Raw genomic sequence first — 16,526 nt, forward strand, 5'->3', positions numbered from 1 at the left:
GTGATTACCGCTATAAAAAGTGTCAATTACATTGTGTTAATAACTGGCAAAAGGACATACTTAAACTGGAAGTGGTTTTATCTCTTAATCATTGAATGTTTTACCTATTGGATAACAATGTTGTGTATGTTGATATATAGTAATCCTATTTGAGTTATGAACTAGTTTTTTTAACGAACCACTCCAGACACAGAGGACACAGAGGTAGGAAAATAAGAGATGTTCACATTTCATTTAGGATTGCTATAGAAATTGCCAGTTGTGAAAGTCCAGGATAACCTATTTTAGATGATTAGACTCATCAAAGTTGCCAAAATCGTTACAAAAATAATAAACACTCTGTGGAGAATTTTGTAAATAGTGAAAAAATACTCAAACAGTTTTCAATTATTTAGTAGTTGCTAACTTAGTGAGATCCAAAACACCGGTTTATTCAGGGATAGGTTTTGTTTCTTTAGGCAATCCTACTGTAAAAAACTGCATGGATTTTAGTATTTCTTCTGTGAATTGAAATCAAATCAACAATTTATTTTTTATCTATAAATGTTGAATGTTGAATTAATAGAAAGACTAGCATAATTTATGAAAGCGGAATAGTTCATTTTTGCTAATTTTTGGGAAAAAATATTTGTCAGATTACCCCATTGTCCATAAAACATAACTAGGCAAGTATAATCTAGAACTATATCTATCCATAGCATATCCCAAGTAATTACGGATTTAATATCAATCTTAGCTTGACTATTCAAGAGTTGTAGTTAAATTGTCTTACAAGCAACTAATCAACAAATATACACAGGAAACATTTGAACATAATTGGGTCTTCTTTGAGGAAACTATCATAATCAAGTCTTTGTTTTTGATGAATTTATAAGATAACTTACCTTTTCTAGATAATTGGTTATTTATAAACCAAACATTAATTTATGGGATGTTGATCATTAACCTGTAAACATATCAATTGTGATGAAATATGGACAATTGACATCTATTTACGATAATTTGCTAAAAAAAGTACAGATTTTTAAATTAATTTATGAGTAATTAAATATAGTATATAGTCAAGGATTTTATTAATTCAAACAACCGAGTTTAGTTGACAATATCCAAGTTATTTGGGATAATTATAGGTAAGTTTATTGATTTACCTAAGTTATTAGCATCATCACAACTTGGGCGGTGCAGATTTTTGTTTCTCCTTAAAGATATCGTATTTTAGGCTACTTAATTAAATGGCAAATCAACCTAAAATTAATAGCATGGCGTGGCATAAGCTATAGATAATTGGAAGTAAAAAACCGCTAATTTAGGTATTTATAACAGCTAAAATGCTGACAACAATTCATACATAAATAATTAGACATATCTTTTCTCTAAAAATAACAGAGAATAAGTCTATAAACATGACAAGTATTTTTCCGAAATAATACCGTTGGAATAAAAATATGGCAGTAAATAAAGAACCCCAACTATTCAACCTGACTGCATTAAAATGGAGAATAATTCTGGCAACTTCTCTAATTTTCTCTACAGGTTTAGTATCTTTATACATTTTCCATCAATTAAAGATCAATTCTCAAACTCAAACTCCGGCTGTTAATTCCGTTATTAAATCTCAATCTACTCCTGTTAAAGTTGCCGTAACTGCTTTAGGAAGATTACAACCACAAGATGAAATCACGTATTTATCTGCTCCTAATTCTATCAATGGTGTTCGCGTAGAAAAACTATTGGTCAAAGAAGGGGATAATGTAAAAAAAGGACAAGTATTAGCTTATCTAGAAAACTATGCTCGTTCTCAAGCAGCTATCCAACAAGCATTTGATAAATTATTAATTGCCAGAACCAAACTTGCACAGGTACAAGCTGGCGCAAAAACTGGAGATATCAATGCTCAAAAAGCCACAATTACCAGATTAAATTCCCAATTAAAAGGGGACATTGCGGCTCAAGCAGCAACAATAAACCGCATTCGGGCTGAAGTCGAAAATGCACAAAAAGAGAGCAACAGATATCAACAACTATCAAAAGCTGGTGCTGTTTCTGCGTCTGTTGCTGACAGTAAAAAGTTAGTTCTCAAAACTACACAACAGCAGTTAAAAGAAGCCGAAGCTACTTTCAAACGTACCCAGGACACATTACAAGATCAACTTAAAGAAGGAAGATTCAAACTTAATAGTATCAAAGAAGTCAGGACTGTAGATGTAGAGTTAGCAAAAAGTGAAGTTAAAAGTGCAGAAACTGCAATTAAACAAGCAAAAGCTGACCATGATTTAACTTATATTACTTCTACTATAGACGGCACAATTTTAAGAATTCACACCAAAAATGGCGAAGTAATTGGTACTTCTGGTTTTGCTGAAATTGGTAATACATCAAAAATGCAGGTTTTAGCAGAAGTATATCAAACCGATATTCAAAATGTTCGAGTTGGGCAAAAAGCTATCATTACCAGCACTACATTTCCTGGCAAATTACAAGGAACTGTGAGAGAAGTTGGTTGGCAAGTTGATAAACAAGGCATCTTTAGTATTAATCCCAATTCTGACGCAGACCGGAGAGTAATTGAAGTCAAAATATCTATTGATAATCCCACCGATAGTCAAAAAATATCTCGCTTAACTAATTTACAAGTTGATGTTGCTATCCAGATTTAGTCATTGGTTATTGGTCATTGGTTATTTTCTAAAACTGACAACTAACAACTAACAACTAACAAATAATATGAATATCAAAATTCCTTTAGGTTGGCTACAGCTTGTCCAACAGAAACTTCGTTTTGTGATAGCTGTAGCCGGAATTGGCTTCATTGTCCTGTTAATGTTCATTCAGCTTGGTTTCCAAGATGCACTATATTCTAGCGCCACAGCACTACATCAACGATTGCACGGTGATTTATTTTTAGTTAGTTCTCAATATAAATCTTTGACAGCAATTCAAAGTTTTTCTCGCACTCGATTATACCAAACTTTAGGTTTTGATGGCGTGGATTCCGTTAGTTCGATTTATTTGCAATTTGCAAAATTAAAAAATCCTGTTAGCGGAGAGAAATATTCAATTTATGTTATTGGTTTTGACCCTGGAAAATCCGTGCTAGATATTCCAGAAGTTCAACAAAATTTAGATAAACTCAAAATTCCTGATGTCATGCTATTTGATAGAGATGCCCGCGCAGAATTTGGACCAATAGCAGAATTATTCAATCAAGGAAATATTAAAGAGCCAATTGAAATCTTTCCCTTTGATGCTGTCAAAGGTTATCGGGTGAGAGTTGGTGGCTTATTTAGTTTGGGACCTTCCTTTGGTGTTGATGGTAATTTAATTGTTAGCGACTCAACTTTCTTAAGGATAAATCCTAATAGCCGTCCAGTTGAAAAAATAGATATGGGGGTGATTAAACTTAAAGATGGTGCTGATATAAAACAGGTTTTAGCAAATTTAAAAGCCAATCTACCAAATGATGTAAATATCTTCACTCGTCAAGAATTTGTTGCTTTTGAAAGAGAATATTGGTCAGTGAGAACCCCCATTGGTTTCATCCTGAACTTGATGCTAATTATGGCTTCTGTTGTGGGAGTGGTAATTGTTTACCAAATTCTGTATAGCAATATTGCTACTCAATTTATTGCCTATGCCACTTTAAAAGCTATTGGTTATGCTAATGGATATTTATTGAACGTGGTTTTTCAACAAGCAATAATCTTGGCATTATTGGGTTACATTCCTGGTTTTATTGTTTCTATTGGTTTATATGATTTTGCTATGAGGGCAACTAAATTACCCATCATGATGACAAGTAATAATGCCTTACTTGTTCTAGTATCTACAGTCTTAATTTGCATTACCTCTGGAGCGTTAGCTATTAATAAACTCCGTTCTGCTGATCCAGCTGATAGTTTCTAGGAATTGGTTGCATCTCAAATTAATCAACTTCTGCTAAATATTTGCCAAATTAACACTAACCAAAGATAGAAGTTTAATGTTATTTACAACGGTAAAATGCTTTTGCAAATACAACAGTTCTTAGTTGTATTTGATCTCAATTTTTCAACTTAGATTGTATAACTTCTTCATTACCGAACACTTATCTACATCCCCATGAACTTACAAAACAAAACTCTGCTAATTACTGGAATTGATGAATTTATTGGCTTACGTGCAGCGGAATTAGCTGTAGCGCAAGGCATGAAAGTTAAAGGTATTCAAAGTTCTCCAGTTAAAGATCAAACAGTCCAAAAATTAGGTGTAGAAATTTTTGTTGGTAATATCACTGACCCAGCAGTTTGCTCGAAAGCTTGCCAGGAAGTAGATATAGTTTTACATAACGCTCAATTTGCCGAAGAAGCCGGGGATATTAAGCATTTTCGAGAAATAAATGTCAGTGGTACTATAAGTATTGCTAAGGCTGCTAAACAAGCTGGTGTGAAGACATTTGTGCATCTTTCGACTGCCTTAGTATATGGATTTGATTACTCAGATAAAGTCACAGAATCAGGTGTATTGTCTGGGGAAAATAATGCTTATTGTCAAACAAAAATTGAAGCGGAAATCGAAGTTCTAAAACTCAATAATGCTCCAGAATTTGGAGTGATTGTGATTCGGGCTGGTGATGTTTATGGTCCAGGAAGTCTACCTTGGATTGTCCGTCCAATTCAGATGATGAGACAAAAATTATTTGCCTATGCCAATGAAGGCAAGGGTGTAATGAATCATCTATATGTAGATAACTTAATTGATGCCATCTTTTTAGCAATAGAAAAATCGGCTTATGGAGAGGTTTTTAATATTACCGATGGTAAAGAAACTTCTTGGAAGGAGTATTTTATTCATTTAGCCTCATTGGAAAATTTACCAGCGCCAATGTCTTTACCTAAAGAGGAAATGAAATTATTTCTAAAAGTGCGTCTTCAGGGGCAAAAACTATTTCGGAAAAAGGCGGATATTCTCCCAGAATCAGTTGATTTCATGAGTCGTCCCCATGCCTATTCTATTGCTAAGGCAGAAAGTATTTTAAATTACCAAGCTAAGGTTGATTTAGCGGAAGGAATGCGCCGCACTCATGAATGGTTGCAAAAAACAGACCTTCAAAAACTGATGAAATAACGGCTAGATTTCAGGAATTTGTGTATGAATAACTCTCAACCAAAGTTAAACATTGGATTACCTGTATATAATGGGGAGAAATTTCTCAGAAAATGCCTAGATTCGCTTTTAGTTCAGACATTTTCCGATTTTGAGTTAATTATCTCCGATAACGCATCTACAGATAATACTGAGGCTATTTGTAGGACTTATGCAGCCCAAGATCAACGGATTCGTTACTATCGTAATCAAACTAATATTGGTTGTGCTTGTAACTTCAATCGTGTTTTTGAATTATCTCACAGTGAGTATTTTAAATGGGCTGCTTATGATGATTTGCACGCCCCCGATTTTATTGAGAAATGTATGGATGTATTGGAAAAAGATCCAACATACATTTTATGTCACTCCCACACATATTTTATTGATGAGCAGGGAGAATTTATCCAAAATTATGACATTAAACTCAATACTAGTTCCCTAAAAGCTCATCAAAGATTTCATGAATTACTAACTAAACATTTGTGTTATCAAATTTATGGAGTTATTCGCAGTAGTGCATTAAGACAAATACCTCCTATGGGTGGTTATGGAAATGCGGATGGAATTTTATTATTAAGGCTGGGGATGCTGGGAAAATTTTATGAAATTCCCGAATATCTATTCTTTGCGAGAATCCATCCGCAACAATCCCTGAGTATGTTTTTTCCTGATTACTTGTCATTTAATCAAAATAATCCCCAGTATTCATTGAATATGTTGCCTAATTTTTATGATTATGCAGTCTGGTTTGATTCAACGAATAAGGGAAAAATTCTGTTACCTCATTGGCGAATTTTACAGGAATACTGGGTTTCTATTCATCATAGTAAACTTAGTTGGTATGAGCAAGTTTTGTGCCATATCAGCATCGCTAAAAAGCTATCAGGTACAGAATGGCTATTAGTGAAAGATTTGTTAATGGCTGCCAAAATGTTGTTTTTGCGTAAGTTTGGTTATCAAACCTAAACTATAGCAATATTAGCAATTAATCGAAGAACAAATTAATTTTAGTAGTAAAAAGCTGCTATTAAATTACTCCAAACTTATTACGGGTGAAATATTGATCTATGTTGAAAATATTGCAAGTTAGTAATTTCTTGCTTGCTACTTTACTAACTGTTAGCTTCACAGATATAGCCCATGGTGAATCAACAGCATCTTTAACTGTGGTTGTTAATGGTATTACTAACAAAACTGGGGAAATTTGTATGAGAGTTTATAACTCTGAAAAAGGATTTCCCGATCATGCTAAAAGTGAAGTTAAAAGTGGTTGCACTAAAATTACAGGTAGTTCTATAAAGCGGGTATTTTCTGGATTAAAACCGGGAACTTATGCTGTAGCTGTAGTTGATGATCAAAATGGCGATCGCAAACTCAATAAAGACTTTTTTGGCATCCCTAAAGAAGGTTTTGGAATTTCTAAAAATCCTCCTGTGTCTATCAGCACTGGCTCACCAAAGTTCAATAATTCCAGTTTCAAGGTTGACAAGAATACCACCATTAACATCTTTCTCAAGTATTCTCTTGATCCCTAATTGAGAATTTGAATATTGGGCGGGGAAACCCCGCCCCTACTGACTCCTTTCTTCTTTCTTCTTTCTGACTCCTTTCTAAGACTATAGAAATAATGCCAGATTTTATGATATTTCTATCTAAGTCTTTGTTCGGTTGGCTGGTAATTCAAACTTGTTTAACGTTAGTATTTTTATGGTATTTACGTTCACACAAACCCAAGTCATTGCCAGATGAACAATTACCAAAAACGGCAGTAATCCTCTGTTTACGGGGTGCTGATCCTTTTTTACCTAATTGTTTGCGATCGCTCTTACAACAAAATTACCCAGAATACGATTTAAAGCTGATCATTGATAGTAAAGAAGATCCAGCTTTGAAAATTGCCACCGAAACCATCAATCAACTGGGTGCAACCAATATCGAAATTAGCACATTAAGAGCAGTCCGTCACAATTGTAGCCTTAAATGCAGTTCTTTAGTTCAAGCTGTTGCTGATTTGGATAATGCCTATCCAATTATAGCTTTTATAGATGCTGATACCGTAGCTCATCCTAATTGGTTACGGGAATTAGTTACCCCCCTCCTTGATGATAAAGTTGGACTCACCACCGGAAATCGTTGGTATATTCCTACAGGTAATTATTGGGGTTCATTAGTTCGTTACTCCGGTAATGTTTCCACAGTAGTGCAAATGTTTCTCTTTCAAATTCCCTGGGGTGGAACATTAGCAATCAAAACAGAAGTATTAAACCGCATCAACCTTTTAGATAAGTGGGGAGAAGTATTAACAGATGATATGCTCCTCCATAAACTTATCAAGCAAGAAAAGTTACAAATCAAATTTATTCCTTCTTTATTGATGCTAAATCGGGAAGAAAGTAGTCTACGTAACTTACTAGAACCATTAAAAAGGTTAATAATTAGTTCTAAACTTTATCATCCCCGGTGGTTAGCCATAATCGGTGAAGCATATTCTAGTATCATCGTCCCCAATTTAGTCATCATCGTTACTTCTCAGCTATTGATTGAGGCTAAATGGGACGCAGCTACCTTGTTATTTTCCGCCTATATTTCCTACACCATTGGCTTAGTATTACTAATGCTATTAATGGAATTTGGCATACATAAAGTCCTGCACAATCAAGGTGAAAAAATACCCAAATTATCGCCTTTAATCATCCTGAAAATGTTGATAGTTATTCCCCTAACACAATGGGTTTATGGGTTAACAATATTATCTTCTTTGTGGGTATCAACAATTACTTGGCGTGGACTTACTTATCGGGTTAAAGGGCGTGAAAATATTCGGTTAATTGAATATCGTCCTTACCAATGGCTAGATCAACCAATTGATCCCAAAGCATCTCTTTAAGTAATATTGCTCGGTTAACTAAATGTAGGTTGGGTTGAGAAAACCCAACATATTTATTTAAGTTGTAGGATGCGCCAGACTGCATAAATTCTGTAAATAAACAGATTGTTGATATCTGACAGACCTTACTAATGTGCCATTTCCGTAAGTCCTGTGTAGGTTTGGTTAAGAAAACCCAACATATTTATTTAAGAGAATAGGGAAATTTTAGATTTTCTATTTCACTTCAACATCTAAAATTCCCAATTCAACAATTATTATAAACCAGCGGATCAGTAATCTATTTTTGTAAGAAATATTTCCTCAAAGTCATGAAAAACAAACCTCTTCGCATTGCCTTATTTACAGGATTATATGCCCCATTTTTAACCGGAGTTTCTGTCGCTGTTCATCAACGAGTTCACTGGCTATTAAAACAAGGACATGAAGTTTTTCTAGTTCACCCAGAAATCAATAATAAATATCCTAAACAAGTGGGAAATCGTCCGATGTCGGGAATAGAAGAACTAGAAACATTTATTAATTTTTCCTCCTATTCATTTCCGACAGAACCACTGGTATTTTATAAATCTTTACCCCAACCATTAAACCATCGTCATTGGAGTGATACAAAACTACTTAATCACTTTCAACCCGATATTATTGTTGTTGAAGAAGCCCCACAAATGAGAGGTTTATATTCGGGCTTCTTACAAGGTTATGGACGCTCTGTAGGAGTAGAATACGCAAAAAGAACAAAGACACCTATTATTTCAGTCTTTCATACAGATATCATTGCCTATATCCAATATTATTTCGGGAATACATTCTTTAACCTAGTTCGTCCTCTCCTCCCACTTTTAGTTAAACAATTTAGTGAAACTTATGATTTAAGTTTATTCTCTTCCCGCGAACAATTAACTAAATACCAAAAACTCAAAGCGCAACGCAGCGAATATTTACCCTATCAAGGAATTGATTGCGAAAAATTCCACCCTCGCAATATTTGTTATGATCCAATTCCTGATGATAAACGTCCAACTATTTTATTTGTGGGCCGCATTACCCCAGAAAAAAATGTCAATCAACTTTTAGATATTTATCCCCTCATTGCTGCCAAAATTCCCGATGTCCATTTAGTAATTGTCGGTAGCGGTCCCCTAGATGCAGAAATTCGCCGTCGTGCCGAAAAATTCCCCAATGGTGTGACAATTTGGGGTGAATCTCATGGGCAAGAACTTTTAGGTTGGTTTGCAGAAGCAGATATATTTGTCAACCCTTCCGTCACCGAAAATTTCTGTACCACAACCAACGAAGCCTTAGCTTCTGGAACTCCCGTAGTGGCTGTTGTTGCCCCTTCAACCGCTGAACAGGTTATTTCTGGAGTAAATGGATTTTTAGCCGCACCTAATAGCCCTGAAGACTTTGCCCAAAAGGTAATTACCATACTGGAAGATCCTGATCTTAAAAATCAATTGACTGCACAAGCACGTCCCTCGATTCTAGAATTTGATTGGTCAGCTTGTACCCAAAAGTTTGAAAATAAGCTTTACGAATTGGTTAATATCCGTCGCAAGATAGATATCTAATTGAGAGTTGAAAAAATGCCAAATTGGCTACTGAGATAAAAAGACCTCTGCTAGAGTATTTAAGTAGTTGACCTGTGGGCTTTTAGGTTCTTCTTTTGAGATGCTGACAAGGCTATTTTGTGATCAGTTTAAAGATTGCCTACTCCAACTGATCACAACATTGCTATTGTTCTCAATCGTTCCTAAAACTTTTTATACCTCAGAAGTTTTACTTCTGGGGTTTTTGTTATTAAGTAGGGTTTGCTGAATAGCCCTAAGTAGTGAGGATGAAAATCTTGTTGTTGAGGAAGTTTTAATTTCCAGCCTACTTTTTAATAAGAGAAAGATTGTTAATTATAATCGTTGCTGTTTTTGAAAGGTTAAATCAGCACTTAGAGTCTACACGGACAAAAGCCACGCAGGCGACTTTGTTCCTGTAGCCGCAACTTCTAGTTGTCAGAACTTGATATTTACCTCTTTCTTTGCAACCAAGAAAATACTTCCTCAACTGTGATGATTAAATTGACACCTTAGCAATCACCAGAACACCGGGAACTACAGAACGATTTCCACAGCTACAGCGCATTTCTGGAAATGCTTCATAGTCATTGGTTGCTGTGTCAATAACTGCAACTAATTTTTTTTGTAATAAACTGTCTTTACCCCCACCCATTGGTTTTTGAATTACTTCTGAGTTAATATATTCCCAGGCTGGTGATTCGTCAATAAAACCCAGCTTTAAAAATTCTTCTATGGTCATGATTTTTGCAACTGTTGTTGTCATTTATTTAAACCCAGAATTTAGTCTTAATTTTATCACTACTCTCAATAAAAACATTCACAAGAACAAGATACCCGACTTCTCTAAGAAGTCGGGTATCTGAAACTTTTGACCTTCAAAAATCGCAAAAGCTTAACTATTGTGATTAGGAAGAGGTGGAGGTGTAGGAATTTTCGGTTCTAGATGGGTTTTGCTATTAGTTTGATTCAAAAGAATCATAGATAATAAACCATCTGCTAAACCATTATTACTACCATTATTACCACCAACAATGATATCAGGAATAATGCGGACATTGCGATCGCCCACAATTTGCATTAACTGCATCGCTGTGTAACCTTGTAAACCCAAAGCTTGTACCCCTGTCCGGTAGGTTTCCGCTTTCGCATTACCTGTCGCCCGGATACCTTCAGCTTCCGCTATGGCTTTTAGCTTAGTTGCTTCCGCTTCCCCATTCGCTTCCTTAATGGCTGCTTGGGATTTTAACTCGGCTATTTGCACACTTTGTTCAGATTGAACCATTTCTTGCTGAATGTTCGCCAAGGCTGTTTCCCTTACCAGTTGTTGGCGTTGGGTTTGTGCCATTTGCTGCACTTCGTAAGTCTTACGTTCTTCTTCAGCAATTTTTCGGTCTGTCTGTGTCTGCATTAAAGCCGCAGGTGGTTGAATATCACCGATTAAGGTGTCAATTGCTTGCACATCATAGGCACGCAAAGCGACTTTAATATAGTCCGCAGCCTCAGTTTGGCGTTCACTCCGCGCTGTCAAAAAGTCCAAAACAGTACAGTTTTGGGCAGAATTGCGGAAATAATTACCAATGGTTGGTTCGAGGACATGATCCACTAAATTTTGCATTGCCCCCACGCGAGAAATCACCTTTGGTGCATCTAAAGCCCCGACATGGATAATTTGCGCCACTTCCAAATCAAAAGCGAACCCATCACGCGATCGCACAGTTAAAGATTGTAGCTTCTCATCATAGCTATGTCTTTCGGTTCTCCCTGACCAATTTAAAACAATATTTGTTGTTGGTACTAACTCAATTTTCATAATCCGCGAGTTAGTCGGATGTTTACCAGGATACAGAGGTTCTACCCAAACACCCTTATGTCCCTGATGTACCAAGTTACCGTGAGTGAAAGCTGCACCACTGATATCTTCTTGATCCTTACCCACGAAAGAAATCACCACACCCACATACCCAATCGGTATTTCTGTCATAGGTACTTGTTCCACCTGCACAAACCAGGGATTCAAATTCCAAGAACCAGATAATAAAATCTGCTCTTGTAAACCTCTTTTCCCACCACCATTAATAAACTTTTGACCATTTTGAAAGTTATCATGGCCTTCAATTACAGAACCAGCAATTTCTCCAGAGGAAATGGGCAACCCATCCAAAGTAGTGACAATACCGACTTTATCAGATTTAACACTGTACACATTCAATTGTTCCGCACTCATACCATGAGCAGAAGCATTAGCGGCTGTAATTACTTTGAAAAGTGCCGTATTAATGCGGTAACTACCGGCAGTCAAAAAGCCCATTTGTCGGCCTTTTTCTCCACCTTTGGTCAAGAATTTGCGAGCATCTTGAAAATTATCACATTCGACAACTTTGCCCAAAATCCGTTCCGGGGGGTTTTGTGCGCCATCAGCGGCGACAATCAGAGCAATTTGACCTTGGGGGACAACAATTACCGATTCTTTTTTAACCGCATATTGCCAAGGCCAATGACCCCAGTGCCAACCAGGGGCGAGAGTATCAGCTTGTAAACCCGCTTCACCATTGAGGGCGATTAATCTACCTGCGGGTAATCCTTTACCGGACAGGGTGAATTTTTTGACAACGATGCCAACTTCCCGTTCACCGATAACTACCAGTCCACCAAAGAAGAAACAACCACCAATAATAATCACGGGAATAATGATCAACGGCTCAATTCCCATTGATTGATAGGGGATTGGACGAGTTACTGATTGAGTAACTCCGGGTTGAGTTTGGGTAGAGGGAATAGAAACAGAAGTAAATTCTTTTGCTGTCAGTGTTTTTATGGGAGTGGCATTAACAGCATTAACACCACCTGCTAAAGCTAAGGCTGCGATCGCAGATGTAGCCAAGCAGACAAACTTATTTTGCTTACTTTTACCAAGAGAAAACGGAAAGCTTTTCATATATGTGCCTCTTTGGGCAACTAATCATCTAACTTATCACTACATCTCGATAGAATGATTTTTCTTAAACTTAATGTAATTTTTTACCAGACTTCCGATTTCTTTAAGAAATTAGATATTTCATGGTTTAACTTTTATTAAAAAACATTACAATATATTTCTTGATTTTAATTTGATGCTAGAATATAAGGCTGAATTGCGGTATAAAAGTCGAAAATTCCATCTCTCAAACTCTTACTCTCTGCGCCTCTGCGTCTCTGCGTGAAATAAAATCATACTTTTACTCAGCAACACCAATATTAACAATAAAATTATAGTTTTTGGTAATTCAATATGATTAACAACAAAATTAAACCTAGACAAGCATTAAGCAAAGCATTTCTGAGAATTAAACCAATTAGAAATGAGTTTGAGATATTTAAAAGCAATCTGATTACACTCCTTAATCAAATTGATGAAAACGAAAGAGAGGAATTTCATAAAAATATTCTGACTGACTTTTTGAAGAATACCTATTACGGTGTTGATTACTTAATAAATATTAAAGCGAGTAATGATCTAGTAATTTATAATGGCAAAGATACTAAAAGCAATGTTGGAGTGATTTTAGAAGCGAAAAAGGTAAATAACAATGAAATGCTCAAGGTTGATAATTTAAATACCAAAGCATTACAACAATTAGTTTTATACTTTTTACGGGAACGGATTACAAATAAAAATCCAGAAATTAAATATTTAATAGCTACTAATATTTATGAATGGTTCATTTTTGATGCAACACTTTTCGACAATTTGTTTGCTCAGAACAAACAATTAGTCAAGCAATTTACTGATTTTGAAGAAAAACGTCTATCTAATTCTCGCACAGACTTTTTTTATAAAGAAATTGCTCAACCTGCAATAGATGAAATTCAAAATCAATTAGTTTTTACACATTTTGATATTAGAGATTATGAACAGTATTTAATTAATCAAAATTCTGAAAATGATCAAAAACTGATTCCTTTATTTAAGCTGTTTTCACCACAGCATTTATTGAAACTACCTGTTATTAATGATAGCAATAGTTTAAATAAAGACTTTTATAGTGAATTACTACACATTCTTGGTTTAACGGAAATCAAAGAAGGTAGTAAAAAATTAATTCAGCGTAAACCAATTAATCAAAGAGAACAGGGTTCATTAATTGAAAACACTATTACTCGCTTGCAAGAATTACGCAAAATTGATAGATTAGAAAATTCCGAACAATTTGGAGAAAATACCGAAGAGAAACTTTTTAATGTTAGTTTAGAATTAACTATTACTTGGATTAATCGCATTCTCTTTTTGAAGCTTTTAGAATCCCAATTAATTAACTATCATCAAGGTGATAAATCTTTTGGATTTCTCAATATAGCAAAGATTCAAGATTTTGGTAATCTCAACCGTTTATTTTTTGGTGTTTTATCTCGTAAACCAGATGAAAGAGACGAACATATAAAAAATATTGTTGTTAATATTCCTTATTTGAATAGTTCTTTATTTGAGGTATCAGAAATTGAACATCAAACCATAGTTATTAGTAATTTAATCAATGATGAAAAACTTTCTATTTTTAACAAAACAGTCCTTAAAGATAATGGTAATACACGGACAGGGAAATTAAAAGCACTAGAATATATTTTTGTATTTCTTGATGCTTACGATTTTAGCAGTGAAGGTACAGAGGAAATCCAAGAAGAAAATAAAACTTTAATTAATGCTTCTGTTTTAGGTTTAATTTTTGAGAAAATTAACGGTTATCAAGATGGTTCTTTCTTCACTCCTGGCTTTATTACTATGTATATGTGTCGGGAAACTATTCGCAGAGCAGTTTTACAGAAATTCAAAGAAATTAAAGGTTGGAACTGTGCAAATATTGACGAATTATATGATAAAATCACAGATAAAAAAGAAGCTAATCAGATTATTAATAGTTTAAGAATTTGTGATCCAGCAGTAGGTTCTGGACATTTTTTGGTTTCCGCTTTAAATGAAATTATTACTATTAAAAGTGACTTGAAAGTTTTACTTGATAGACAGGGAAAAACTTTAAGAGATTATGATATAAAAACTGAGAATGATGAGTTAATTATTACAGATGATGATGGAAAATTTTTCACATATAATCCTAAAAATTCAGAAGGTAGACGGATACAAGAAGCAATTTTTCATGAAAAACAGACAATTATTGAAAACTGTTTATTTGGTGTAGATATCAATCCTAATTCAGTTAATATTTGTCGGTTACGTTTATGGATTGAGCTTTTAAAGAATGCTTATTATAAGACATCATCCCTAACTCCTCTGCTACCAGGAGAGGGGAATATAGGAGAACTGGAAACTTTACCAAATATTGATATTAATATTAAAATTGGTAATTCTTTAATCAGTCGTTTTCCTTTAAATTGGGATTTACGGACAATTTTGAAAAAAAGCGATTGGAATATTGAAAGTTATCGAAATGCTATAAAAACCTATCGTAATCCTGATAACAAAGATCAAAAACAGGAAATGGAACGATTAATTAATGATATTAAGGGTAATATACGCACAGAAATTAGTAGCAATGATCCGAATATAGAAAAGCGAAATCAAAAAGTTGCAGAACTTCGTCATTTACGAGATCAAAAGTCATTATTTGCAGAAAGTAAAGCAGAAGCAAAAAGTCGTCAACAAAAGCAAGAAAAATTAGAACAAGAAATTAATGAACTCAATGCTGAAATTGAAGATAAAAAAAGTGGTAAATTGTATCAAAATGCTTTTGAATGGCGGTTTGAATTTCCTGAAGTTTTGAATGATGAAGGTGATTTTATCGGTTTTGATGTAATTATTGGTAATCCTCCTTATGGAATCAGTATTAATAGAAAAAATAATCCTGAATATACTAATATTTACTCTGAAATATTAATTGGTGAAATAGAAACTTATATAATATTTTATTATCGAGGTTTAAAGCTATTGCATAAAAAAGGAAGATTGGCATATATAACACCTGATAGTTGGGTAACAAATTCTTCCGCAAAAATTTTTAGAAGTTGGTTACAGAGTAATTTTGATATTTTTGATGTGTTCGATTATTATAAGCCTTTTACTGATGCTAAAGATACCAGATGTCATTCTTTAATTATTGAAGAATTAAAATCAATTCCATTGATAAATATTAAACAAGTTTTACCTGGTAGTCAAAATCTGATTTATAGAAATTACACAGCTACCCAAGATGAAATAAAGTCATTTTCAGAAAAAGAATGGAGATTATACCTGACAAATGATGAAAGAAATCTAGTGACCAAAATGGATGATATTTCCGAACCTCTGGAAAGAAACTATAATTTAAAGTATGGATTAAGAACAGGTAATAATAAAAAATATATTTCTGAAACTCCAGGTATATATCCTTTAATTGCTGGTGCTGATATAGCAGATTTGTATGCAATTAAATGGAAGCCTAAATATTTAAAAACTATAACAGGGCTACCGTCAACTTACTTTAATGAATATTTTTCTACAGAAAAAATTATTATTCAAAGGATTAGAACAAACAGTTTAGATATGAATGCAAGGTGGCTAGAATGTGCCTATATAATAGGTGATTATATACCTATGGATTCCCTTAGTTATGTATATCAAAAAAACTCAGGACACGATATTAAGTTTTTACTGAGTATCCTCAACTCAAAATTGATGAATAAGTATTATAGGCTTTGTTATACTGATGTTAATGTTAAGCCAATATATCTAAATCAATTACCAATACCTGATGTTAGCATTGATCATCAACAACCATTTATCAATCTTGTCAATGAAATCCTGGCTATCAAACAAGTTAATCCTAATGGGGATACTACAGCATTAGAACAAGAAATAGATAAACTTGTTTATCAACTTTATGGGTTAGATACAGAAAAGGAAATTCAAATTGTAGAAGGTAAGAGAAATTAAATAAAATACCAATAAAATAAGGGTGGACAAAATCGCCCACCCTCAT

General features: G+C 34.3%; 11 protein-coding genes. 8 read left to right on the forward strand and 3 right to left on the reverse strand.

Annotated elements, in window-relative coordinates; translation table 11 throughout:
• Window positions 1-533 precede the first annotated feature (533 nt).
• Window positions 534-749, reverse strand: a complete 216-nt coding sequence (locus PN471_RS04860) for a hypothetical protein (RefSeq protein WP_271775884.1) — start codon at window positions 747-749, stop codon at window positions 534-536.
• A 696-nt stretch (window positions 750-1,445) separates the two neighbouring features.
• On the opposite strand from PN471_RS04860, the gene PN471_RS04865 reads away from it, so the two are divergent.
• From PN471_RS04865 to PN471_RS04895, 7 genes are all read left to right on the forward strand, one after another.
• Window positions 1,446-2,657, forward strand: coding sequence for an ABC exporter membrane fusion protein (locus PN471_RS04865; protein WP_271775885.1), 1,212 nt, complete (start codon window positions 1,446-1,448; stop codon window positions 2,655-2,657).
• A gap of 67 nt (window positions 2,658-2,724) precedes the next feature.
• Complete coding sequence (devC, locus tag PN471_RS04870; RefSeq protein ID WP_271775886.1) at window positions 2,725-3,903, forward strand: ABC transporter permease DevC; 1,179 nt, start codon at window positions 2,725-2,727, stop codon at window positions 3,901-3,903.
• Window positions 3,904-4,098: 195 nt separating this feature from the next.
• Entirely contained in the window at window positions 4,099-5,103 is a 1,005-nt protein-coding gene (locus PN471_RS04875) for an NAD-dependent epimerase/dehydratase family protein (RefSeq protein WP_271775887.1), read from the forward strand.
• Window positions 5,104-5,127: 24 nt separating this feature from the next.
• The gene (locus PN471_RS04880; RefSeq protein WP_271775888.1) at window positions 5,128-6,090 is read left to right on the forward strand and encodes a glycosyltransferase family 2 protein; all 963 of its coding nucleotides are present in this window, start codon (window positions 5,128-5,130) and stop codon (window positions 6,088-6,090) included.
• Window positions 6,091-6,191: 101 nt separating this feature from the next.
• A complete protein-coding gene (locus tag PN471_RS04885; protein WP_271775889.1) occupies window positions 6,192-6,659 on the forward strand; it encodes a DUF2141 domain-containing protein in 468 nt (155 codons plus the stop codon).
• A gap of 92 nt (window positions 6,660-6,751) precedes the next feature.
• The gene (locus PN471_RS04890) at window positions 6,752-8,011 is read left to right on the forward strand and encodes a glycosyltransferase (RefSeq protein WP_271775890.1); all 1,260 of its coding nucleotides are present in this window, start codon (window positions 6,752-6,754) and stop codon (window positions 8,009-8,011) included.
• 311 nt (window positions 8,012-8,322) lie between these two features.
• Window positions 8,323-9,579, forward strand: coding sequence for a glycosyltransferase (locus PN471_RS04895; protein ID WP_271775891.1), 1,257 nt, complete (start codon window positions 8,323-8,325; stop codon window positions 9,577-9,579).
• A gap of 496 nt (window positions 9,580-10,075) precedes the next feature.
• Here PN471_RS04895 and PN471_RS04900 read toward each other — a convergent pair whose 3' ends face one another.
• Both PN471_RS04900 and PN471_RS04905 read right to left on the reverse strand, forming a co-directional pair.
• Window positions 10,076-10,342 (reverse strand): Uma2 family endonuclease, encoded by a 267-nt coding sequence (locus PN471_RS04900; protein WP_271775892.1) that lies wholly within the window; start codon window positions 10,340-10,342, stop codon window positions 10,076-10,078.
• Between the two features lie 129 nt (window positions 10,343-10,471).
• Window positions 10,472-12,514 (reverse strand): SPFH domain-containing protein, encoded by a 2,043-nt coding sequence (locus PN471_RS04905; RefSeq protein ID WP_271775893.1) that lies wholly within the window; start codon window positions 12,512-12,514, stop codon window positions 10,472-10,474.
• A 333-nt stretch (window positions 12,515-12,847) separates the two neighbouring features.
• On the opposite strand from PN471_RS04905, the gene PN471_RS04910 reads away from it, so the two are divergent.
• Window positions 12,848-16,480 (forward strand): DUF7149 domain-containing protein, encoded by a 3,633-nt coding sequence (locus tag PN471_RS04910; protein WP_271775894.1) that lies wholly within the window; start codon window positions 12,848-12,850, stop codon window positions 16,478-16,480.
• Window positions 16,481-16,526 lie beyond the last annotated feature (46 nt).

This window comes from Aphanizomenon sp. CS-733/32, from assembly GCF_028330045.1.
In the GTDB taxonomy this organism is placed as follows: domain Bacteria; phylum Cyanobacteriota; class Cyanobacteriia; order Cyanobacteriales; family Nostocaceae; genus Dolichospermum; species Dolichospermum gracile.